Origin of the sequence: Streptomyces sp. NPDC127595 (genome assembly GCF_042671685.1) — a bacterium.
Classification (GTDB): domain Bacteria; phylum Actinomycetota; class Actinomycetes; order Streptomycetales; family Streptomycetaceae; genus Streptomyces.
This window is the reverse complement of sequence record NZ_JBHXWK010000004.1, coordinates 343793-365804: the sequence shown is the minus strand read 5'-3', so window position 1 is coordinate 365804 and position 22012 is coordinate 343793. Positions and strand designations below refer to the sequence as shown.

Sequence of the window (22012 nt, the reverse complement as noted above, 5' to 3'; positions counted from 1 at the left end):
GAAAACCGGTGGTTTCTGAAGCGGGGCGTTCGGGGCGGGCCGGGAGCGCGGAAGCCGGTCGCTCGGGAGCCGGTGGTCTCCGAAGCGGAGTGTTCGGAGTCGGCGGCGAGTTCGGAGCTCTGCCGCGGTGAGCGAAGGGGCTGGTCTCGCGGGGGGTTCAGAGGCTGGTTTCGGGAATGGCCTCCAATGCCTGCCCCCACTGCGGGTACTTGGCGACCTTCGCCAGATGCATCGCCATGATCTTCTCGCCGAGGCCGGGGTCCGAGTCGTCGGAGAGGCGGACGGCCGACAGCTTCGCGATCCGGGGGAGAATCAACCAGTCGCCGTCCAGGTGTACTTGGTCGTGCATGTACCGCTCCAGCGCGGCGAGGTCCTCCACCCCCACGCAGTACGTGTGCGTGTAACCGCTCGCCGGATCGCCGAGATCCTGGCCCACCACCCCGAACGAGGCCGACTCGACGGTCGAGGTCCGCCTCATCGCTGCCAGTACCTCGGCCTTCTCCTCCTCGGTCGTGCCGTCCCTGAAGCTGAACCGCAGGATGTTGACGATCACTGGAACTCCCTTGGGGATGCTCGACAAATCTGAACCGGCTAGTTCAATTTAACGGTCTGAGTGGTTCAGTACAAGGCGGTATCCTGCGCAGGTGACAACGACAACTCGGGCCCCGCGAGGGCGAATCGACAAGCGGAAGGCGATCCTGGACGCCGCCTTCGCCGTCTTCGCGCGTCGGGGTTACGCGAACACCTGCGTGCAGGAGATCGCCGAGGAGGCGGGCGTCGCCAAGCCGACCGTCTACAACCACCTCAGCGACAAGGAGAACCTGTTCCGGCATGCGATGGAGGCCGCGGCGGATGCGGTGTCGGCCGAGAACCTCGCCGTCGTCGAGCGGCTGCGCGACCCCGGCGACGACCTGCCCGCGGCCCTGGAGGACGCGTCGTACCGGCTGCTCCAGGTGTGCTGCGGCGAACGGGCCCGTGCGCTGCGCTGGCTGACGTACTCACAGGTCGGCGGCTTCCCCGACCTGATCGAGGCGGTCCAGGGCCGCACCTCGCAGCGTGTCGCCGAGGCCCTCGCGGACCGGCTGGCCCGGCTCTCCCTCGCCGGGCGGCTGCGCACGTGCGACCCGGCGCAGGCCGCGGAACAGCTCCTCGCGCTGCTTACCGGTCCCATGGAGGCTCGCACCCGGCTCGGCACCCGCAAGGCCTCCGCCGCCGAGACGCGCGCGGTGGCGCGCGCGGCGGTGGACACCTTCCTGCGGGCCTATGCGGTCAGGTAGGGCCTGTGCGGCTAGTAGGTATGGCCCGCGCGGTCAAGTAGGGCTTGTGCCGTCGGGTAAGGCCTGCGCGGTCGGGTAAGGCCTTTGCGGTCAGGTAAGGCTTGCGCGGTCAAGTGGGGGAGGGGTGCTCGCCGTGCCACGAGTGCCACAGCGCCGCGTACGCGCCGTCGGCCGCCACGAGGTCGTCGTGCGTGCCGAGTTCGGTCAGCCGGCCGTCCTCCATCACCGCCACCCGGTCCGCGTCGTGCGCGGTGTGCAGCCGGTGCGCGATGGCGATGACCGTGCGCCCTTCGAGTACGGCGGCCAGCGCGCGCTCCGTGTGGCGGGCGGTCGCCGGGTCGAGGAGCGCCGTGGCCTCGTCGAGGATGAGGGTGTGCGGGTCCGCCAACACGACGCGGGCGAGGGCGAGTTGCTGGGCCCGCGAGCCGTCCGTGGGATGCCGGTCGGCGCCCAGTTCGGTGGCCAGGCCCTCCGGCAGCTCCCCGGCCCAGTCGTCGGCGCCGACCGCCGCGAGGGCCGCCCACAACTGCGCGTCGGTGGCCGCCGGTTCGGCGATCAGCAGATTGTCGCGGACCGTGCCCAGGAACACGTGGTGCTCCTGGGTGACGAGGACGACCTGCCGCCGCAGCTGCTCGGGGTCGAGGCCGACGATCGGCACCCGTCCCACCGTCACCGAGCCGGAGCGCGGCGCGTCGACCCCCGCGAGCAGCCTGCTCAGGGTGGTTTTCCCGGCGCCGGACGGGCCGACCACGGCCAGTCGCTCCCCGGGCCGCACGGTCAGGTTCACCCCGCGCAGCACCTCGCCTCCGCGGTCGTACGAGTAGCGCACGTCCGTCACGTCGATCCGGTCGTCCAGCGGCAGGGGCGAGCCGGCCGACGAGCCGGCCCGCGGGGCCCGGGCAAGGCCCTCCACCCGGGCGAAGGACGCACTGCTGCTCTGCAACTGCTCAACCCGGTTCAGGATCGTGTCCAGCGGGTCGACGAGCTGCATCAGATACAGCGCAGCCGACACCACCGCACCCAGGCTCATCGCACCCCGCGCGTGCAGCGCGCCGCCCATCAGCAGCACGCCGACCACCGGGACGATGTACGAGATCTCCACCAGCGGGAAGAACACGTTGCGCAGGAACAGCGTCCGCATCCGGGTCACGCGCAGAGTCTCGATCGCGTCCCGGCTCGCGGCGGTCCGGCGCCGCTGCAGCCCGAAGGCCTCGACCGTGCGGGCGCCCTCGGCGGTGGCCGCGAGGATCTCCGCGACCTCCGACGTCGCGGCGCCCTCGGCGAGATAGGCGGTACGCGCCCGGCGCAGATACCAGCGCGTGGCGAACCAGATGCCGGTAAGGCCCAGCACCCCGCAGCAGCCGAGCAGCGGGTCCAGGAAGAAGACCGCGCCCAGGATGAACAGCGACTGGACCGAGCAGATGAGCAGCTCGGGCCCGGCGTCGCGCAAGGTGGTGCCCACCATGGCGACATCCGAGGTGCCACGGGCCGTCAGATCGCCCGTACCGGCCCGCTCCACCACCGACGCGGGCAGCGCCAGCGCCCGTTCGACGAACTCCTCGCGCACCCGCGCCAGCGTCCGCTCCCCGAAACGGTGTCCCACATAGCGGGCAGTCCGCGCCAGCAGCAACTGCGCCAGCGCGCACACCAGGATGACGAGCGCCAGCCGGTCCACGACGTCGACCCCGCCACCGGCCCGCACGTCGTCGATGATCCGGCCGAGCAGCCAGGGCCCGACCAGACCGGCAGCCGCGGCCAGTGCGTTGAGCGCGAGTACGACGGTGAAGGCGCGCCCGTCCGCCCGGACCAGCCGGACCGAGGCCCGGCGTACGTCGGCCTGCTCGGCCACGGGCAGATGCGCGCTCATCGCACGGCCTCCTCATCCTGTACGTCGGGGTCGCGGGCCGCGAGATCGTCGGCGTCGGCGTCGGGGTCGGCGTCGGGGTCGCGGGCCACGAGGTCGTCGGGGTCGGGGTCGCGGGCCGCAAGGTCGTCTACGTCTACGTCTACGTCTACGTCTGCGTCGGCGTCGCGGGCCGCGAGATCCTCTACGTCCGCGTCGCGGGCCGCGAGATCGTCCGCGTCGCGGGCCACGAGCGCCCGGTACTCCGGCTCGTCGTCGAGGAGTTGACGGTGGCTGCCCGTGGCGGCGACCTTGCCGTCCACCAGGTAGGACACGGTGTCCACCTGGTCGAGCACGAGGGGTGACGTGCTGGTCACCACTGTCGTACGGCCCTGCCGCGCGGCCCGCAGCCGGGCGGCGACGGTCGCCTCGGTGTGGGCGTCGAGAGCCGAGGTGGGTTCGACCGCGAGCAGCACCTCGGGTTCGGCCAGGAGCGCCCGCACCAGGCGTATCCGCTGCCGCTGGCCCCCGGAGAGGCTGCGGCCCTGCGCGTCGACCAACGAGTCCAGCCCGTCCGGCAGCCCGAGGACGATGTCGTCCGCCGCGGCGGCGTGGACGGCCCCCGAGACGGCCGCCGCGTCGTGGTCACGACGGCCGGAGACCAACTCGCGCAGCGTGCCCGCGAAGAGGTCGGCCTCGTTGTCCGCGACCAGGATCCGCGCCCGCACCTGCGCCAGGGGGATCTCGTCGAGGCGTACGCCGCCCCAGGTCGCCGCCGAATCCGCGTACCGGCCGAGCCGGTCGACCACGACGGCAGAGTCCCCGGGGCGGGCGCCGACCAGCGCCGTCAGCTTTCCCGGCGCCACCTGAACGCCCGACTCCGGATCGCGGAGCGTGGCCGGGTCCGCCGGAGCGTCCCGGGTGTCGCCGGTATCGGCCAGCGGCTCCAGCGCCAGGAACCGTACGACCCGCCGGGCCGCCACCAGCCCCCGGCTCAACTGATAACCGCACTCGATGAAGAACGCCACCGGCATCACCAGGACCGCGACATAGCCGTACACGGACACCAACTCGCCGATGCTGATGGACCCCTGAGCGGCCAGCCGGGCCGCCAGCCAGGTCACCACGGCGAGGAACACCGTCGGCAGCCCGAGGCCGAGCGCCTGGATCCAGCTGGTCACCGCCCCGACCCGGTACCCCTGCGCCCGCAGGTCCTGCGAGTCGCGGCGGAAGGAGTCGGCGAACAGCCCTTTGCCACCAAGGCCGTTGAGGACGCGCAAGCCGCCCGCCAGGTCGCCGATCCGGGCGGTCAGCACAGCCTGTCGCTCGCGGTACTCGGTCTCCGCGCCCTGCAGCCGCCCCATCATCGGTCCGAGGAGTACGGCGATGAGCGGCATCCCGAGCAGGATGACCGCGGACAGTTGCACCGAGACCGACAGCAGCAGCGCGGCCACCACGCCGTAGGTGATGACAGCGGCGACGCCGGGACCGACGGCGGTCAGGGACACGGCGATCGTCTGGACGTCGCCGACCCCGATCGTGACGACCTCCCCCGCCCCCACCTGTCGCGACAGCGCGCCACCCAGCCGGGTCGCCTGCGCCAGCACGACCTTGACCGTACGGAAGTTGGCGTCCATCCGGAGCTGGGTCATCGTGCGGTGCCGCAGCACGGCCAGCAGGGCGTTGAACACCCCCGCCCCCAGCAGCGCGGCGGCCCAGCCCAGTAGCGCTGCCCGGTCACCCGGCTCCAGACCGTCGTCGATCGCGCGCGACAGCAGATACGGCGTCAGCGCGAGGAGTCCCATCCACACACTGGCCAGCAGCGCTCCCGCCACCGACCGGCCCGCCTGTCTGGTGCACAGCCACCACAGGTACCGGCCGCCGCTACGACGGTCGGGCGTGCCTGGATCCTCGTACGCGTCGATCATCCGCTCCCACTCTCCGGCTCAGGTCCTGCGACGGGCTGTCTGACGGGCTATACGAGGCTGTCCCGCCATGCCCGGTGCAGATCCGCGAACCTGCCGGTGTCGGCGACGAGCCGGTCCGGTGTGCCGTCCTCGACCACCCGCCCCTGTTCCATCACCAGCACCCGGTCGGCGATCGCCACCGTGGAGAGCCGGTGCGCGATGACCACCGCGGTGCGGCCGCGCAGGACCGTCAACATGGCGCGCTGGACCGCGCGTTCACCCGGCACGTCCAGCGAGCTGGTCGCCTCGTCGAGGATGAGGACCGCCGGGTCGGCGAGCAACGCCCGTGCGAAGGCGACCAGTTGGCGCTGTCCCGCCGAGATACGGCCGCCGCGCTTGCGTACATCCGTGTCGTAGCCCTCGGGCAGGGAGCTGATGAAGTCGTGGGCGCCGATCGCCTTCGCGGCGCGCTCGATGTCCTCACGGCTCGCGTCCGGGCGGCCGATGGCGATGTTCTCGGCGACCGTGCCGGAGAACAGGAACGCCTCCTGCGTCACCATCACCACCCCGCGCCGCAGTTCGGGCACGGACAGCTCTCGCAGGTCGACGCCGTCCAGCAGGACCCGGCCGTCCGAAGGGTCGTAGAAGCGGGCCAGCAGCTTGGCGAGCGTCGATTTGCCCGCTCCCGTCGAGCCGACCACCGCCACTGTCTGACCGGCCGGCAGGGTGAGGTCGAAGGTGGGCAGGATCTCCCCGCCGGTGCGGTACGCGAAGCGGACGCCGTCGAAGACGACCTCGCGGCCCGGGTGTTCGGACGCGAGAGCGGGCAGCTCCTTCGGCTCGGCAGGCTCCGGCACGGAGGGGACCTGGGCCAGCAGGCCCGCGATCTTCTCCAGGGAGGCCGCCGCCGACTGGTAGGAGTTGAGGAACATGCCCAGGCGGTCGATCGGGTCGTACAGCCGGCGCAGATACAGCACCGCCGCGGCCAGCACACCCAGCGCGAGCGAGCCAGAGGCCACTCGGTAGGCGCCCCACAGCACCATGCCCGCGACCGCCGTGTTGGCGACCAGCCGGGAGCCGATGACATAGCGCGCCATCTCCAGAATGGCGTTGCCGTTCGTCCGCTCGTGGTGCCGGTTGAGTGTCCTGAACTCCGCGTCGTTGCCGGCCTCCCGGCGGAACGCGCGCACCGGGCGGATGCCGTTCATCGTCTCCGCGAACTTCACGATCACGGCGGCGATCGCCGTCGAACGGATCGCGAAAATACGGCCCGCGCGGTGCTGGTAGAGACGGATCAGCAGATACAGCGGCACGAAGGACGCCACCGCCAGCGCGCCCAGGCCCAGGTCGAGCCAGAGCAGCATCGCCGCGATGTAGACGAAGGACAGGATGACCGTGACGAGCTCCTGCAGACCCTCGCTGAGCAGTTCGCGCAGTGACTCGACGTCCGTCGTGGAACGGGAGATCAGCCGGCCCGAGGTGTAGCGCTCGTGGAAGTCGACGCTGAGCGCCTGGGCGTGCCGGAAGATACGGCCGCGCAGGTCCAGCAGCACGTCCTGGTTGACGCGGGCGGAGGCCAGGATGAAGGCGTACTGGAGCGCGCCGGAGGCCACCGAACAGAGCAGGTAGGCGACGGCCACCGCGATCAGCGGGCCGTTGTCGTCGCTCCGGAACGCCGGTACGGCACGGTCGATGGCGTACGCGACGAGCAACGGGCCCGCCTGGACCGCGGCCTGCTGGAGCAGAAGCAGTACGGAGGTCAGGATCACGCGGGCTCTGAGCGGGGCGAGCAGGGAGCGCAGGAGCGCGGCCGTCGCGCCCGGGGGTGTGGGGAGGGTGTCGCGGTCGAAGGGATCCGTGGACTGCGAGGGCTCTTCCGCGTCCTCCGCGGGCCTGCCCTTGCGTCGCCCGTCCTTGCGTCGCCCGTCCTTGCCCGGCGCGGTCGTCGTCTGCGCCGTCATCGGTCGTCCTCCTGGGTGCCTTCGGTGCCTTCGGCGCCCTCGGTTCCTGACATCAGGTGGGCGTACTCGGCGTTCGTGCGCAGCAGTTCGTGGTGGGTGCCGACCGCGGTGATACGGCCGCCGGAGAGCAGGGCGACCCGGTCCGCGAGCAGGACGGTGGACGGGCGGTGCGCCACGATCAGCGCGGTCGTCTCCGCGAGTACGCGGCGCAGTGCCGCCTCGACCGCGGCCTCCGTGTGGACGTCCAGGGCCGACAGGGGGTCGTCGAGGACGAGGAAGCGGGGGTTGCCGACGACCGCTCTCGCGAGGGCGAGCCGCTGCCGCTGGCCGCCGGACAGGCTCAGGCCCTGCTCGCCGACCTGGGTGTCCGTGCCCTGCGGCAGCGCGTGCGTGAAGTCCGCCTGCGCGACGGCGAGCGCCCGGTCCAACTCCGCCGCGCCCGCCGTGTCCTCGGCCCCCATCAGTACGTTCTCCCCGACGCTCGCCGAGAAGAGGGTGGGTTCCTCGAAGGCCATGGCCACGCGTGTGCGGAGTTCCTCGCGCGGCATCGTCGCGATGTCCTCGCCGTCCAGCGTGATCCTGCCCGAGGTCACCTCGTGGAGACGGGGGATGAGAGCGGTGAGCGTGGTCTTTCCGGTGCCGGTCGCTCCTACCAGGGCCATGCTCTCGCCGGGGCGGATGTGCAGGTCGATGCGGTCGAGGATGGGTGGGGTGTCGGAGGGGGCGTCGGGGTAGCGGAAGCGGACGCTGTGGAACTGGAGGCCGCCGGTGCCCCCTTCCGCCTGTTCGCGGTGTGTGGCGGTCTCTGTCTCCGCTTCCTCGTCCATCACCTCGAAGTACCGTTCCGTGGCTGTCGCCGCCTCCTGGCTCATGGCGAGGAGGAAGCCGATCGAGTCGACGGGCCAGCGCAGGGCGAGGGCGGTGGAGAGGAAAGCCACCAGCGTGCCCGCGGAGAGGTGGCCGTCGGCGACCTGGATGGTGCCAAGGACGAGGGCGGCGCCGATGGCGAGTTCGGGGAGAGTGACGATGACGGCCCAGATGGAGGCGAGGAGCCGGGCCTTGGCGAGTTCCGTGCCGCGCAGGGTGCGGGACAGCTCGCGGAAGGCGCGGGCCTGACTGCGATGGCGCCCGAAGCCCTTGATGATGCGGATGCCGAGCACGCTCTCCTCGACGACCGTCGTCAGGTCACCGACCTGGTCCTGCGACCGCCGGGCGATCTCCGAGTACCGCCGCTCGAAGAGCCAGCAGACGATGATCACCGGGACTGCGGGAGCGAGCAGCACCAGTCCCAGCGTCCACTCCTGGGCCAGCATGATGGCCACGCCCGCGAGGATCGTCACGGAGTTGACCAGCAGGAAGGTCAGCGGGAAGGCCAGGAACATGCGCAGCAGCATCAGGTCGGTGGTGCCCCGGGACAGCAGCTGCCCGGAGGCCCAGCGGTCGTGGAACGCGATCGGCAGCCGCTGCAGATGCCGGTACAGATCCGCCCGCATCGCCGCCTCGACCCCGGCCAGCGGCCGCGCCACCAGCCACCGCCGCAGCCCGAACAGCCCGGCCTCGGCGATTCCGAGCAGCAGCAGATACAGCGCGCCGAGCCAGACACCCCGGGTGTCGTGGCCGGCCACGGGACCGTCCACCATCCACTTCATGACGAGCGGGAACACGAGCCCCGTGAGGGACGCGAGGACCGCGACGAACGCCGCGGTGAACAGCCGCGCCCGCACCGGCCGCACGTACGGCCACAGGCGCAGCAGGCTGCGTACGGTCGAACGGTCGGCGCGTTCATGGGGCTCGGCACGGTCCTCGGTACCGGCCTGATCCTTGGTCACTGCATCTGTTGTGGACATCAGTGGGGAGCCTACGGTTCGGCACTGACAGAGCCCACCGAGTTTTGGCCGTACCGGGATCGGTCGCAGGTCTTACGACCTGCGCTGTTCGAGGGGTCGTAGCACGCGGTCAACCGATCGGTTGATGCCTCTTCGAGCGCCTTGGCCGATACCCGGGGCGCCCGCTCGCCGGAACCCTGGGTGTCATGACCGTCATCGAAGTCACCGACCTGTGTAAGTCCTACGGCGGCCGGCCCGTGGTCGACGGGGTCTCCTTCGCCGTCGAGGAGGGCGAGATCTTCGGAATCCTCGGCCCGAACGGCGCGGGCAAGACCACCACCGTCGAGTGTGTCGAGGGCCTGCGTGTCCCCGACGCCGGCCGCGTCCGTGTCACCGGCCTCGACCCCGTCGCCGACCACGCGCGTGTGGCGCGGGTACTCGGCGCGCAGCTTCAGGAGAGCGAGCTCCAGGCCAAGCTGACCGTCCGCGAGGCGCTGGAGCTGTACGCCGCGTTCCACGAGAAGCCGGCCGACTGGCGACCACTGGCCGAGCGCCTCGGTCTGACCGACAGGCTGAACTCCCGGTTCGGCAGACTCTCCGGTGGCCAGAAGCAGCGCCTGTTCATCGCGCTCGCCCTGATCGGCAACCCCCGGATCGTGGTGCTCGACGAACTGACCACCGGCCTCGACCCGCGTGCCCGCCGGGACACCTGGGAACTCATCGAGGACATCCGAGCGAACGGCGTCACCGTCCTGCTGGTCACGCATTTCATGGAGGAGGCGCAACGCCTGTGCGACCGGATCGCCGTGATCGACCAGGGGCGGGTGGCCGCCCTGGACACCCCGTCCGGTCTGATCCGCCGCTCGGCGGGCGCGACCGTCATCTCCTTCACACCGTCCCTGCCGCTGGACGACGGTGACCTCGACGCGCTGCCCGCGCTCGCGTCGGTCGAGCACAAGGACGGGCGTATCACGCTCTCCGGCACTGACGAGACCGTCAACGCCGTCATCACCCTCCTAGCCCAGCACCGCATCACGGCCCGCCAACTCCGTGTCACCGACGCCACCTTGGACGACGCGTTCCTCGATCTCACCAAAGGCGTCACGACGGGCTCCGCGCAGGACGCCACGAAGGAGGCAGCCGCATGAGCACAGCCCTCGTCGACACCGCCGTACTGAAGACCGAGGTCCGGCTCCTGCGCCGGGAGCCCGGCAGCCTCTTCTGGATCCTGCTGTTCCCGACCCTGCTGCTGGTGATCCTTGGCTCCATCCCGTCCTTCCGCGAACCCGAGACCGGTCTGGGCGGGCTGCGGACCGTCGACGCCTACGTCCCGGTGGCCGTCCTGCTCGGCCTGATCGTCGGCGGGATCCAGGCCATGCCCCAGACCCTCACCGGCTACCGTGAGCGCGGCATCCCGCGCCGGATGTCCACGACACCGGTCCGGCCCGTCGCCCTGCTCTCCGCCCAGATGCTGGTCTACGGCGGTGCCGCGCTGGCGTCCGCGCTGCTCGCCCTCGCGGTCGGCCGGCTCGCCTTCGACGTGACGCTGCCCGAGCAGCCCTTCGGATACGTCCTCGCGCTCGTCCTGACCGTCCTGGCCGCCCTCGCACTGGGCGCGGTGATCTCCGCGCTGTCCCGGACGACGAAGATCGCGGGTGCCGTCGGGTCCGCCGTGTTCTTCCCGGCGATGTTCTGCGCCGGTGTGTGGATGCCGGTGCAGGCCATGCCGGACGTGCTGGCCCGCGTCGTCGGTTACACGCCGTTCGGCGCGGCGGCGCAGGCGCTGAACCAGGCGGCGGCGGGGGACTGGCCGGGGTGGGACCACCTCGGCGTGCTGGCGGCCTGGACCGTCCTGCTCACGGCCGGCGCCGGGCGCTGGTTCCGCTGGGAGTAGGAGAGGGGGGTAGGAGCGCCGTGCAGACTGGGTGCATGACCGCGGCGGACACACGGATCGAGCGGCGCTGGGAGCAGGTGCACACCTGGGGGCCGTACGGGCTGCTCGGCATCGGTGCCCTCCTCGCGGCCGTCAGCAGCGAACTGATCGGTTCCCCCGGCGAGTGGTACGCGGCCGGGGGCCTGGTCCTCGCCGCGATCGTGCTCCAGCTCTGGTGGAACGGTACCCGCTCCCGCAGGGCCGGGCGCGGCCGGATCCCGTCCCGGGCCGGGACGGCGTACTACGTCGTCCGCTGGGCGATCGCCTTCGCGCTCACCTGGATCAACCCGTTCTTCGCGTTCTACGCGGCCACCGGCTACATGGACGCCGATGAGCTGATCCCGGGCATGTGGCGACGGCTCGGGCTGTTCGCCAGCGCGATCACCGTGGCCGGCGCGCAGTCCGGCGGGCTGCCGCCGAAGAGCGTGCCCCAGTGGATCGGGTTCGCCGGGCTCCTGGTCGCCAACTCCGCCCTGCAGACGGTGGTCGCCCATCTCACCGAGCAGGAGGAGCAGCGCTCCCACCAGCGGGCCGAGACCATCTCCGAACTCGAACGCACCAACACGGCACTCCAACAAGCCCTCGACGAGAACGCCGCCCTGCACGCCCAGCTCCTCGTCCAGGCAAGGGAGGCCGGGGTCGCCGACGAACGCCGGCGGCTGGCCGCCGAGATCCACGACACCATCGCGCAGGGCCTGACCGGCATCATCGCCCAGCTCCAGGTCGTCGCGAACGCACCCGGCCTGGACATCGCGCGCACCCACCTCGACCGTGCAGCCGACCTGGCCCGGCACAGTCTCGGCGAGGCCCGCCGCTCCGTGCAGAACCTCGCCCCCGTGGCGCTGGAGAACGACGGATTGCCCGACGCACTGAAGAACACGGTCGCCGAATGGGGCGAACGCACCGGCGTACGCGCCGAGTTCACCGTCACCGGCCCGGCCGAGCAGCTCCACGACGAGGTCTCCGCGACCCTCCTGCGCATCGCCCAGGAAGCCCTGTCCAACACCGCCCGGCACGCCCGCGCCGCCCGCGTCGGCGTCACCCTGACCTTCCTGGGCGACGAGGTCATCCTCGACATCCGCGACGACGGCCGCGGCTTCGACCCCCTCACCGGCCGGGAGCGCACCGGCACCGGCGGCTTCGGCCTCGACGGCATGCGCGCCCGCGCGGAACGCATCGCGGGCCACCTCACCGTCGAGTCGGAGCCGGGCCTCGGCACCGCCTTGTCGGCTCGCGTACCTTTGGTCCGCCATGACCCATGACACGCCGCCCCATGCCGCACCGATCTCACTCCTGATCGTCGACGACCATCCCGTCGTACGGGACGGCCTGCGCGGCATGTTCGAGTCGGTACCCGGGTTCACCGTGCTCGGCGAGGCCGCCGACGGGGTCGAGGCCCTCGAACTCGCCGCCTCCCTGGACCCCGACGTGATTCTGATGGACCTGCGCATGCCGGGGGGCGGCGGTGTCGAGGCGATCGCCCGGCTCACCCACTCCGGCGCCCGCGCCAAGGTCCTCGTCCTGACCACGTACGACACCGACTCCGACACCTTGCCGGCGATCGAGGCGGGCGCGACGGGCTATCTGCTGAAGGACGCCCCGCGCGACGAACTCTTCAACGCCGTCCGTGCGGCGGCGCAGGGCCGCACCGTCCTCTCCCCGGCCGTCGCCTCCCGCCTGGTCTCCGCGGTCCGCAATCCCAGGACACCCGGCCAGGAGCCGCTCTCCTCGCGCGAGCGCGAGGTGCTGGCCCTGGTCGCCAAGGGCACCTCCAACCACGAGATCGCCCGCGTCCTGTTCATCAGCGAGGCCACGGTCAAGACCCACCTCACCCACCTGTACGCCAAACTCGGCGTCAAGGACCGGGCAGCAGCGGTGGCGGTGGCGTACGACCGGGGGATCCTCGGCTAGGGCCCCATGGCCCCTCACCCGACCACCCGCAGCAACAACACCGCCCGGGCCGGCACAGTAATCTCAACCCCCGCCCGATGCACCACCCCCGGCGCCTCCCCCTGTTCCTCGACCGACGTATCGACCACCACCTCGTACCGCGAGGCCCAGGGCGGCCCCGGGAGGACGAAGCTCACCGGCCGGTCCCCGGCGTGCAGCACGGCGAGGAAGCTGTCGTCGACGACGGGTACCCCGCGCGCGTCGCGGCCGGGGATGTCCCGCCCGGACAGATACATCCCCAGCGTCGCGGCGGGCGCGTACCAGTCTCGCTCGGTCATCTCCGTGCCGCGCGCGGTGAACCACGCGAGGTCCCGCAGGCCGTCCACGGAGTGCGCCCGCCCGGAGAAGAACGCCCGTCGCCGCAGCACCGGATGCTCGTGCCGCAACGCGATCAGCCGTGACGTCAGCTCGAACAGCGCCCGCCAGTGCGGATCGTCGAGATTCGACCAGTCGACCCAACTGACCTCGTTGTCCTGGCAGTAGGCGTTGTTGCTCCCCCGCTGGGTGCGCCCGAACTCGTCCCCGGCGACCAGCATCGGGACTCCGGTCGACAGCAGCAGACTCGTCAGCAGGTTGCGCAACTGCCGGCGCCGCAGGGCCCGTACGCGCTCGTCGTCCGTCTCTCCCTCGACCCCGCAGTTCCAGGCGCGGTTGTCGTCTGTGCCGTCCCGGTTCCCCTCGCCGTTCGCCTCGTTGTGCTTGCGCTCGTACGAGACGAGGTCCCGCAGGGTGAAACCGTCGTGCGCGGTCACGAAGTTCACCGAGGCGTACGGACGGCGCCCGCCCCAGGCGTAAAGGTCACTCGATCCCGAGAGGCGGTATCCGAGATCCCGCACATCCGGCAGCGCTCCCCGCCAGAAGTCCCGTACGGCGTTGCGATAGCGGTCGTTCCACTCCGTCCACAGGGGTGGGAAGGCGCCCACCTGGTATCCGCCGGAACCCACATCCCAGGGCTCCGCGATCAGCTTCACCCGGCGCAGCACCGGATCCTGCGCGATGACCGCGAGGAAGGGCGACAGCATGTCGACGTCGTGCATGGACCGGGCGAGGGCCGCGGCGAGATCGAAACGGAAGCCGTCGATCCCCATTTCGGTCACCCAGTAGCGCAGCGAGTCCGTGATCAGCCGCAGCACATGCGGCTGCACCACATGGAGCGTGTTGCCGCAGCCCGTGTAGTCCGTGTAGCGCCGGGCGTCGGACTGAAGCCGGTAGTACCCGCGGTTGTCGATACCGCGCAGCGACAGCATGGGCCCCAACTCGCCCGCTTCCGCCGTGTGGTTGTAGACGACGTCGAGGATCACCTCGATTCCGGCGGTGTGCAGCGCCCGTACCATCCGTTTGAACTCGCCGACCTGCTGGCCGGTGGTGCCGAAGGCGGCGTAACCGGCGTGCGGGGCGAAATAGCCGATCGAGTTGTAGCCCCAGTAGTTCTTCAGACCCTTGCGCAGCAGATGGTCCTCGTGCGCGAACTGGTGCACCGGCAGCAGCTCCACGGCCGTCACGCCCAGCCGCACCAAATGGTCGATGGCGGCGGGGTGTGCAAGGCCGGCGTACGTGCCCCGGAGTTCCTCCGGAATCCCGGGGTGCAGCCGGGTGAACCCGCGCACATGCAGCTCGTAGATCACCGAGTCCGCCCACGGGGTCTTCGGACGGTGGTCGTCCGACCAGTCCTCGTCGTCGTGGACGACGACGCCCTTGGGGACGTACGGAGCCGAGTCCCGGTCGTCGCGCACGGTGTCCGCGACATGCTGCTGGGGCCAGTCGCGGACGTGCCCGTACACCTCGGGCGGCAGGCTGAAGTCGCCGTCCACCGCGCGGGCGTACGGGTCAAGGAGGAGTTTCGCCGGGTTCCAGCGGGCGCCCGTCCAGGGGTCCCAGCGGCCGTGCACGCGAAAGCCGTAACGGCGGCCGGGGAGCACTCCGGGCACGAAGCCGTGCCAGATCTCGTGGGTGAGCTCGGTCAGCGGGGCCCGGATCTCGGCGCCCTCCTCGTCGAAGAGGCACAGCTCGACGGCCTCCGCGCCGCCCGCCCACAGCGCGAAGTTGGTGCCCGTGACGCCGTCCGGGCCGACGCGGAAGCGCGCTCCCAGCGGGGTCGGGGCGCCCGGCCACACGGACACGGCGGGCGCCGCCCGCGCAGCGCCGTTCACCACAGGGGCGGGCTGCGCGGGCACGATGTGGCCCGTGGCATGCCCCTCCTGTACTGCCTCCTGCTCGGGTGCGCTCGACACCGGTCAGCCTCCCGCGGCTCGATGGAACGCAGCGAAAAGGGGCGTGTGGCGTCCCGGCCACCGTCCCCCCGTCGTGTCGTCCTCCCCACTGTTCTGCCCAGCGCTTGGCTCGCACTCACGTTTCCCCGGAGGGGCGCAGTCGTTGGGCCCCCTGTGAAGCACGTAAAGACACGCGCGCGGCGCGCAGGGGCCGCGCTGGCCGCCGCACTGACCTGGGCCGGACTGCTGGCGGGAGCCTCCGCCTGCACCTCGAACGGGATGGACGAGGTACTCGGCAAACCGCCGTCACCCGAAGATGTCATCCGCGTCTCGCCCGACGACAACAGCAAAGCCGTCCGCCCCGACGAGACACTCCAGGTCCGGGTGGACAGCGGACGCCTGGAGTCCGTGCGGGTCGTCAAGGAGCAGGACGCGCAGGAGGCCTCGGTGCCGGGCCGCATCTCCGAGGACGGACTGCGCTGGCTGCCCCACGACGAGGGGCTCGCGCTCGCCGCCAGGTACACCGTCGACGTGGTGGCCGTCGACGGGTACGGGCGCCGCTCGGCCCGGCACACGACGTTCACGACGTACGTCCCCGAAGAGCGGTTCATCGGATACGTCACCCCGGAGAACCGCTCCACCGTCGGCACCGGAATGATCATCTCCCTGGAGTTCAACCGGGAGATCGAGAACCGGGCCGCCGTCGAACGCGCGGTCCAGGTGAACGCGAAGCCGGCGGTGGAGATCCGTCCGCACTGGTTCGGCAAGGACCGCCTGGACTTCCGGCCCGAGAGGTACTGGAAGCCGGGCACGGAGGTCACGGTCACCCTGGGGCTGCGGGACGTCGAGGCGGCCCCGGGCGTGTACGGGCTCCAGTACAAGACCTTCTCGTTCACGGTCGGCCGCAGCCAGGTCAGCCTTGTCGACGCCGCCGCCCACACCATGGACGTACGCCGCGACGGCGAGCTCCTCGCCACCGTGCCCATCACCGCGGGCGCCCCCAAGAGCACGACGTACAACGGGAAGATGGTGGTCACCGAGATGCTCGAGGTGACCCGGATGAACGGCGCCACGGTCGGCTTCAAGAAGGCCAACGGCAAGGGCGAGTACGACATCCCGGACGTCCCGCACGCCATGCGCCTCACCGACTCCGGGACCTTCCTGCACGGCAACTACTGGGCGGACGGCGTCTTCGGCAACACCAACGTCAGTCACGGCTGCGTCGGTCTGAAGGACGTGAAGGGCGGCGGCTCGGACACCCCGGCGGGCTGGTTCTTCGACCGCAGCCTCATCGGAGACGTCGTCGAGGTCGTCAACAGCAAGGACAAACAGGTCGCTCCCGACAACGGGCTCGGCGGGTGGAACCTGAACTGGAATCAGTGGAAGGCGGGCGGCGCGGTGAAGTAGGACGACAAAGGGGGTACGCGTACGGACCCCCGGCCCGGCCCCCGGCTCGCCCCCCACACGGCCCAAGTTGGGACTGAACGGTGACACTCCGGGGCAGCCATCGCTTCCGGCCGTGTGATTAATTAGCGCGATACGCGCGTGGGACGCGCTGGGGTGCGGGCCTGACCAGGCCGTGCGAGGGGAGAAAGAACTTGAACGGGCGACCGATATCGGGGCCGTCGGTTGGACCGCGGACACACAGACGCAAGGGGATCCTGGCACTGCTGCCGGTGGTGCTGTTGCTCGCCGTGACCGCGTGCGGCGGGGGAGGGGACTCGGACTCCGGGTCCGGGGACGGAAAGGGCAAGAGCACCGGGAGTTCGGCGACGGCGGACACGAAGATCTCGCAGGCCGTCGTGACCATCGCCCCGAAGGACGGTGCGGGCGATGTGGCCACCAGCGGCGCGCTCAAGGTGAGCGCGGCCAAGGGCAAGCTGACCGAGGTCACCGTCGAGGACACCAAGGGCAACGATGTCGAAGGTGAGATAACGGGCGGGGGCACCACCTGGACGCCCTCGACGCACCTCGCCTCCGCCACCAAGTACAAGGTCCACGCGGTGGCCGAGGACTCCGGCGGCCGTGAGGCGGCCGAGGAGTCCGCGTTCACCACGCTGACCCCGAAGAACACCTTCGTCGGCATCTTCACGCCCGAGGACGGCTCCAAGGTCGGCGTGGGAATGCCCTTCTCGGTCAACTTCACCCGGGGCATCACGCACCCGGAGGACGTCGAGAAGGCGATCACCGTCAAGACCGAGCCGGCGGTCGACGTGGAAGGCCACTGGTTCGGCAACGACCGCCTCGACTTCCGTCCCGAGGAGTACTGGAAGGCCGGTACGAAGGTGACGGTGGAGCTCAACCTCGACGGTGTCGAGGGGCGGCCCGGTGTCTACGGCAGCCAGGCCAAGACCGTGTCGTTCACGATCGGCCGCAGCCAGGTCTCCACCGTCGACGTCAAGACCAAGACGATGACGGTCAAGCGGGACGGCAAGACCATCAAGACCATCCCGGTGACCACCGGCAAGCCCGGCTACGACACCTGGAACGGCCAGATGGTCATCACCGACCGTCTCGAAGTGACCCGTATGAACGGTGAGACGGTCGGCTACGCCGGCGAGTACGACATCAAGGACGTACCGCACGCCCAGCGTCTGACCACCTCCGGCACCTTCATCCACGGCAACTACTGGGGCGGCGACGCCTTCGGCAACTACAACGCCAGCCACGGCTGCATCGGCCTGAAGGACGTCCGCGGTGGCTACGACGGCAAGGTGGCCGCGGCCTGGTTCTTCAACCAGTCGATGACCGGTGACGTGGTGGTCGTGAAGAACTCCAACGACAGGACCGTCGACCCGGACAACGGCCTCAACGGCTGGAACATGTCCTGGGAGAAGTGGAAGGCGTAGGTTCCTTCCGGGTTTCCCTCGGGGTTTCCTCCCAGATTTGCTCCCGGGTCTTCTTCCGGCGTACGGGCCCGGTGTGCTGTGACTCAGCACACCGGGCCCATTGTCGTTAACCGCCGCTAACCTGCTGCCATGACTGTGCATCTTGAAGTTGCCGAGGGCGTCGGCACCATCCGGCTCGACCGTCCGCCGATGAACGCGCTGGACGTCGCCACGCAGGACCGCCTCAAGGAACTCGCCGAGGAGGCCACCGCCCGGGACGACGTGCGCACGGTGGTGCTGTACGGCGGAGAGAAGGTGTTCGCGGCGGGCGCGGACATCAAGGAGATGCAGGCCATGGACCACGCGGCGATGGTCGTACGGTCCCGGGCCCTCCAGGACTCCTTCACCGCCGTCGCCCGCATCCCCAAGCCGGTCGTCGCGGCGGTCACCGGGTACGCGCTGGGCGGGGGCTGCGAGTTGGCGCTGTGCGCGGACTACCGCATCGCCGGCGAGAACGCGAAGCTCGGCCAGCCGGAGATCCTGCTCGGCGTGATCCCCGGGGCGGGCGGCACCCAGCGGCTGTCCCGGCTGATCGGCCCCTCGCGGGCGAAGGACCTGATCTTCACCGGGCGGATGGTGAAGGCCGACGAGGCGCTGTCGCTGGGCCTGGTGGACCGGGTGGTCCCCGCCGAGGAGGTGTACGCCCAGGCGCACGCGTGGGCCGCGCGGCTGGCGCAGGGACCCGCGATCGCGCTGCGTGCCGCGAAGGAGTCCATCGACGCGGGTCTTGAGACCGACATCGACACCGGGCTCGCGATCGAACGCAACTGGTTCGCCGGGCTGTTCGCGACGGAGGACCGGGAGCGGGGGATGCGGAGCTTCGTGGAGGACGGGCCGGGGAAGGCGAAGTTCCGCTAGATCCGCCACCGCGAGTTCGCCAGAACTCGCGGAACAACTTCGGCTGATCCACTTGCAGTTGACAGGGTGTCTTACCCGGTGTCCCCCGAAGGGCTGGATTATGCGAACCTTAAGGCAACCTTAAGGCTGCCTTGTCGGGGGAGGTCGGACATTGCCCTCAAGCGGGCAGTTCTGGCAGGTCAGATGGGCTGTGGCGAGCACCGAACTGCCCGTGGCATATGCCGATCAGATCCTGCGGAACAGGTGGTTCCGCGGGGCGTATTCCTTCGGAACGGCCCCGAAGGGGGCTCTGGGCCGCCATGATGGGGGCATGGCGGGGCTGGAAGGTATCGAACCGCCGCGGCGGCACGGGAGTGCGACCGCGGCGCGCTGGACGCCTGCGGTCGAGGACGAACAGGCGCTCAAGGCCGTCGAGTTGTTCGGCAACCCGGTCGAGGCGGAGGTGCCGCTGCCGTCCCGCCCGGAGTCCGCGGCCACCGCGCGGCGGCTCACCCAGGTCGTCGTCCTGAGGCACTGGGGGCTCTCGCCGAAGATGACGGAAGACGCCGTTTTATTGGTCTCCGAACTCGTCGGCAACGCCGTACGGCACACCGGCGCCCGTGTCTTCGGGCTCCGTATGCGCCGCCGCCGGGGATGGATCCGTATCGAGATCCGCGATCCCTCGCGCGGCCTTCCCTGTCTGATGCCGGTCCACGAGATGGACCTGAGCGGCCGTGGTCTCTTCCTCGTCGACAAGCTCTCCGACCGCTGGGGCGTCGATCTGCTGCCCCGCGGCAAGACCACCTGGTTCGAAATGCGCGTCGCCGACCGCTGATCCCGCCCGCCCTGACCGCTGATCACTCCCCCCGCCCCGGCCGTGCGAGAGCCCCGGCCGCTCGGCGACCGGGGCTCCCGGAGTGCCGCGGAACGAATCGGGGTGTGAACCGCGACACCGGCGACAACCGTGGCCCGGGTCAATGGGTGGAGGTCGCACCGCCGACTATCGCAGACGTGGGTGACTGATCCAAAGGCCCCTCGCGCCCCGCACGCCCCTCATCTCCCGCCCTGCGACCCGCCCCCCAATAGGTGCAATCGCCTCTTTTCCCTGCAACTCGCCTTAAATAGTGCGGGTGACCACGCCCGATCACCCTCCACAGCAGCCCCCGGAAGCAAGCTCCGCACGCGCGGCGCCGGACCGGCGGGTGGTGCTGCGTTCGGGCCTCGCACTCGCGGCCGGGACGATCGGGACGGTCGGGGTTGCCGGGGCGGTCGGAGTCGTCGGGGCGGTCGTCGCCGGATGCTCCGCGACCGGGGCCGTCGCGCACCCGGCGGCAGCGACGCGCACTCGCGGTGCATCCCCGACCGATCGCACTCGCAGCGCGTCCCCAGTTGCGCCCACGCACAGTGCACCCTCGGGCGCCCCGGCCCGCAGCGCACTCCCGGCCGCCGCGCCCGCGCCCCGCCGCTTCCCCGGCCGGCCCGTGGAGATCGTCCACGGCCCCCGCACCCACCCCCGAGTCGCCCTCACCTTCCACGGCCAGGGCGACCCCGCCATCGCCAGGGCGGTCCTCGACGAGGCCGAGAAGGGCGGTGCCCATGTCACCGTGCTCGCCGTGGGGAGCTGGCTCGACGAGCATCCCGACATGGCGCGGCGCATCCTCGACGGCGGCCACGACCTCGGCAACCACACCCTCCGGCACCTCGACATCAACGCGCTGTCCGAGGCGGAGGCGGACGCGGAGATCCGGGGCTGCGCGGAGCGGCTGCGCCGGCTGACCGGCTCCATCGGCACCTGGTTCAGACCGTCCCGTACCGCCCACGCCTCCCCGCTGGTCGCACGCCTCGCCCGCGGCGCGGGCTACCCGCATGTCCTCTCCTACGACGTCGACCCGCTCGACTTCACCTCGCCGGGCGCAGCCACCGTCACTCGCAGGATCACCGGCGAGATCCGCAACGGATCCGTGGTGAGCCTGCACTTCGGGTACGCGGACACCGTCGCCGCGCTGCCCGCCGTCCTCGAAGACCTGAACCGCCGCGGCTTTCGCGCGGTCACCACCACGGAGTTGCTGAGCTGATGCACCGGAACCTTACGAAGCGCGTCCTGGTCGCGGGCGCCGCCCTTGCCGTCCTCGCCGCCTGCGGCACCCAGTCCAGGCACCACGCGAACGAGGCCCTCGGCACCAAGGGCGCCGCCGAGCCCGTCCCGCCCAGGAAACCGCCGGCCGCCCAGGGCCTGCCCGGCATGCCGCCCGTGCTCGACCCGAAGGACGTCTACGCCGCCGACCGCCCCGGCAAGCTCTCCCCGGTGGTCAAGGACTTCCCGTCCCGCGTCTACGTCCCCAACACCGGGTCCGACACCGTCTCGGTCATCGACCCGAAGACGTACAAGGTCATCGACACCCTCCATGTCGGCCGCCAGCCCCAACACGTCGTCCCCTCCTGGGACATGAAGACGCTCTGGGTCAACAACAACCGCGGCCACACGCTCACCCCCATCGACCCGAGGACGGGGAAGGTGGGCAAGGAGGTCGAGGTGCACGACCCGTACAACCTCTACTTCACGCCGAACGGCAAGTACTCCGTCGTCATGGCCTCCCTCGACCGCGAACTGGTCTTCCGCGACGCGCACACCATGAAGCGGATCAAGACCGAACCGGTCGGCTGCTACGGCGTCAACCACGCCGACTTCTCCGCCGACGGGCGCTACTTCATCGTCTCCTGCGAGTTCAGCGGCGAACTGCTCAAGGTCGACACCGAGAGGATGAAGGTGATCGGGCAGCAAAAGCTCCCCTTCGACGGCGCGATGCCGCAGGACGTCAAGATCTCGCCGGACGGCAAGAAGTTCTACATCGCCGACATGATGGCCCACGGCATGTGGGTCCTGGACGGCGACAAGTTCACCGAGCCCACCCTCCTGCCCACCGGCAAGGGCTGCCACGGCCTATACGTCAGCCGCGACTCGCGCGAGATGTACATCTCCAACCGCGGCGAGGGCTCCGTCTCCGTCTTCGACTTCACCCGGAACAAGCTGACCAAGAAGTGGCACCTGCCCGACGGCGGCAGCCCCGACATGGGCGGCGTCTCGGCCGACGGCAAGGTCCTTTGGCTGTCCGGGCGTTACAACGCCGAGGTGTACGCCATCGACACCCGCACCGGCGTCCAGCTCGCCCGCATCCCGGTCGGCAGCGGCCCGCACGGCCTCGCGGTATACCCGCAGCCGGGCCGCTACTCGCTCGGCCACACCGGCATCTTCCGCTGACCCGACCAAGCGGCAGTCGTACGAGGTTCGGTGTGCGGTGGTCCGAGGCCGAGGCCGAGGCCGAGGTTCGGTGCGCGGTGGTCCGAGGCCGAGGTTCGGTGTGCGGTGGTCCGGCGCTGGA

The 22012-nt window shown here is 70.7% G+C and carries 17 protein-coding genes; 11 read left to right on the top strand and 6 right to left on the bottom strand.

The window, feature by feature from the left end; all coding sequences use genetic code 11:
- Positions 1 to 157: 157 nt before the first annotated feature.
- On the bottom strand, positions 158 to 553 hold the full coding sequence (locus tag ACFVKT_RS15795; RefSeq protein ID WP_385731664.1) for a Dabb family protein: 396 nt from the start codon (positions 551 to 553) through the stop codon (positions 158 to 160).
- Between the two features lie 91 nt (positions 554 to 644).
- Here ACFVKT_RS15795 and ACFVKT_RS15790 point away from each other — a divergent pair, with 91 nt between their 5' ends.
- Positions 645 to 1277, top strand: a complete 633-nt coding sequence (locus ACFVKT_RS15790; protein ID WP_385731662.1) for a TetR/AcrR family transcriptional regulator — start codon at positions 645 to 647, stop codon at positions 1275 to 1277.
- A gap of 109 nt (positions 1278 to 1386) precedes the next feature.
- On the opposite strand, the gene ACFVKT_RS15785 is transcribed toward ACFVKT_RS15790, so the two are convergent.
- From ACFVKT_RS15785 to ACFVKT_RS15770, 4 genes are read right to left on the bottom strand one after another with little or no spacing between them, the layout of a single operon-like run.
- Positions 1387 to 3144 (bottom strand): ABC transporter ATP-binding protein, encoded by a 1758-nt coding sequence (locus tag ACFVKT_RS15785; protein WP_385731660.1) that lies wholly within the window; start codon positions 3142 to 3144, stop codon positions 1387 to 1389.
- Entirely contained in the window at positions 3141 to 5048 is a 1908-nt protein-coding gene (locus ACFVKT_RS15780; RefSeq protein WP_385731658.1) for an ABC transporter ATP-binding protein, read from the bottom strand. The genes ACFVKT_RS15785 and ACFVKT_RS15780 overlap by 4 nt, the downstream gene beginning before the upstream one ends.
- Positions 5049 to 5095: 47 nt before the next feature.
- Positions 5096 to 6988 (bottom strand): ABC transporter ATP-binding protein, encoded by a 1893-nt coding sequence (locus tag ACFVKT_RS15775; RefSeq protein ID WP_385731656.1) that lies wholly within the window; start codon positions 6986 to 6988, stop codon positions 5096 to 5098.
- Positions 6985 to 8835: an ABC transporter ATP-binding protein gene (locus tag ACFVKT_RS15770; RefSeq protein ID WP_385731654.1), complete on the bottom strand. Its 1851-nt coding sequence runs from the start codon at positions 8833 to 8835 to the stop codon at positions 6985 to 6987. Before ACFVKT_RS15770 ends, ACFVKT_RS15775 begins: the two co-directional genes overlap by 4 nt.
- Before the next feature lie 185 nt (positions 8836 to 9020).
- Here ACFVKT_RS15770 and ACFVKT_RS15765 point away from each other — a divergent pair, with 185 nt between their 5' ends.
- The 4 genes from ACFVKT_RS15765 to ACFVKT_RS15750 are packed head-to-tail and all read left to right on the top strand — an operon-like array spanning position 9021 to position 12658.
- On the top strand, positions 9021 to 9962 hold the full coding sequence (locus ACFVKT_RS15765) for an ATP-binding cassette domain-containing protein (protein ID WP_385731652.1): 942 nt from the start codon (positions 9021 to 9023) through the stop codon (positions 9960 to 9962).
- Positions 9959 to 10708: an ABC transporter permease gene (locus tag ACFVKT_RS15760; RefSeq protein ID WP_385731649.1), complete on the top strand. Its 750-nt coding sequence runs from the start codon at positions 9959 to 9961 to the stop codon at positions 10706 to 10708. Before ACFVKT_RS15765 ends, ACFVKT_RS15760 begins: the two co-directional genes overlap by 4 nt.
- A gap of 35 nt (positions 10709 to 10743) precedes the next feature.
- Positions 10744 to 12009 (top strand): sensor histidine kinase, encoded by a 1266-nt coding sequence (locus ACFVKT_RS15755; RefSeq protein ID WP_385731647.1) that lies wholly within the window; start codon positions 10744 to 10746, stop codon positions 12007 to 12009.
- Positions 11999 to 12658 (top strand): response regulator, encoded by a 660-nt coding sequence (locus tag ACFVKT_RS15750; RefSeq protein ID WP_385731645.1) that lies wholly within the window; start codon positions 11999 to 12001, stop codon positions 12656 to 12658. The genes ACFVKT_RS15755 and ACFVKT_RS15750 overlap by 11 nt, the downstream gene beginning before the upstream one ends.
- A gap of 14 nt (positions 12659 to 12672) precedes the next feature.
- Here ACFVKT_RS15750 and glgX read toward each other — a convergent pair whose 3' ends face one another.
- A complete protein-coding gene (gene glgX / locus ACFVKT_RS15745; RefSeq protein ID WP_385731643.1) occupies positions 12673 to 14928 on the bottom strand; it encodes a glycogen debranching protein GlgX in 2256 nt (751 codons plus the stop codon).
- Positions 14929 to 15081: 153 nt separating this feature from the next.
- Between glgX and ACFVKT_RS15740 the strand changes: the two genes are divergently transcribed.
- From ACFVKT_RS15740 to ACFVKT_RS15715, 6 genes are all read left to right on the top strand, one after another.
- Positions 15082 to 16314, top strand: coding sequence for an Ig-like domain-containing protein (locus ACFVKT_RS15740; RefSeq protein WP_385731641.1), 1233 nt, complete (start codon positions 15082 to 15084; stop codon positions 16312 to 16314).
- Between the two features lie 191 nt (positions 16315 to 16505).
- Positions 16506 to 17756, top strand: a complete 1251-nt coding sequence (locus tag ACFVKT_RS15735; protein ID WP_385731639.1) for an Ig-like domain-containing protein — start codon at positions 16506 to 16508, stop codon at positions 17754 to 17756.
- A 129-nt stretch (positions 17757 to 17885) separates the two neighbouring features.
- Entirely contained in the window at positions 17886 to 18653 is a 768-nt protein-coding gene (locus ACFVKT_RS15730) for an enoyl-CoA hydratase/isomerase family protein (protein ID WP_385731637.1), read from the top strand.
- Positions 18654 to 18858: 205 nt separating this feature from the next.
- A complete protein-coding gene (locus tag ACFVKT_RS15725; RefSeq protein ID WP_385732123.1) occupies positions 18859 to 19467 on the top strand; it encodes an ATP-binding protein in 609 nt (202 codons plus the stop codon).
- 406 nt (positions 19468 to 19873) lie between these two features.
- Complete coding sequence (locus tag ACFVKT_RS15720; RefSeq protein ID WP_385732121.1) at positions 19874 to 20707, top strand: polysaccharide deacetylase family protein; 834 nt, start codon at positions 19874 to 19876, stop codon at positions 20705 to 20707.
- Positions 20707 to 21891, top strand: coding sequence for a YncE family protein (locus tag ACFVKT_RS15715; RefSeq protein WP_385731635.1), 1185 nt, complete (start codon positions 20707 to 20709; stop codon positions 21889 to 21891). The genes ACFVKT_RS15720 and ACFVKT_RS15715 overlap by 1 nt, the downstream gene beginning before the upstream one ends.
- Positions 21892 to 22012 lie beyond the last annotated feature (121 nt).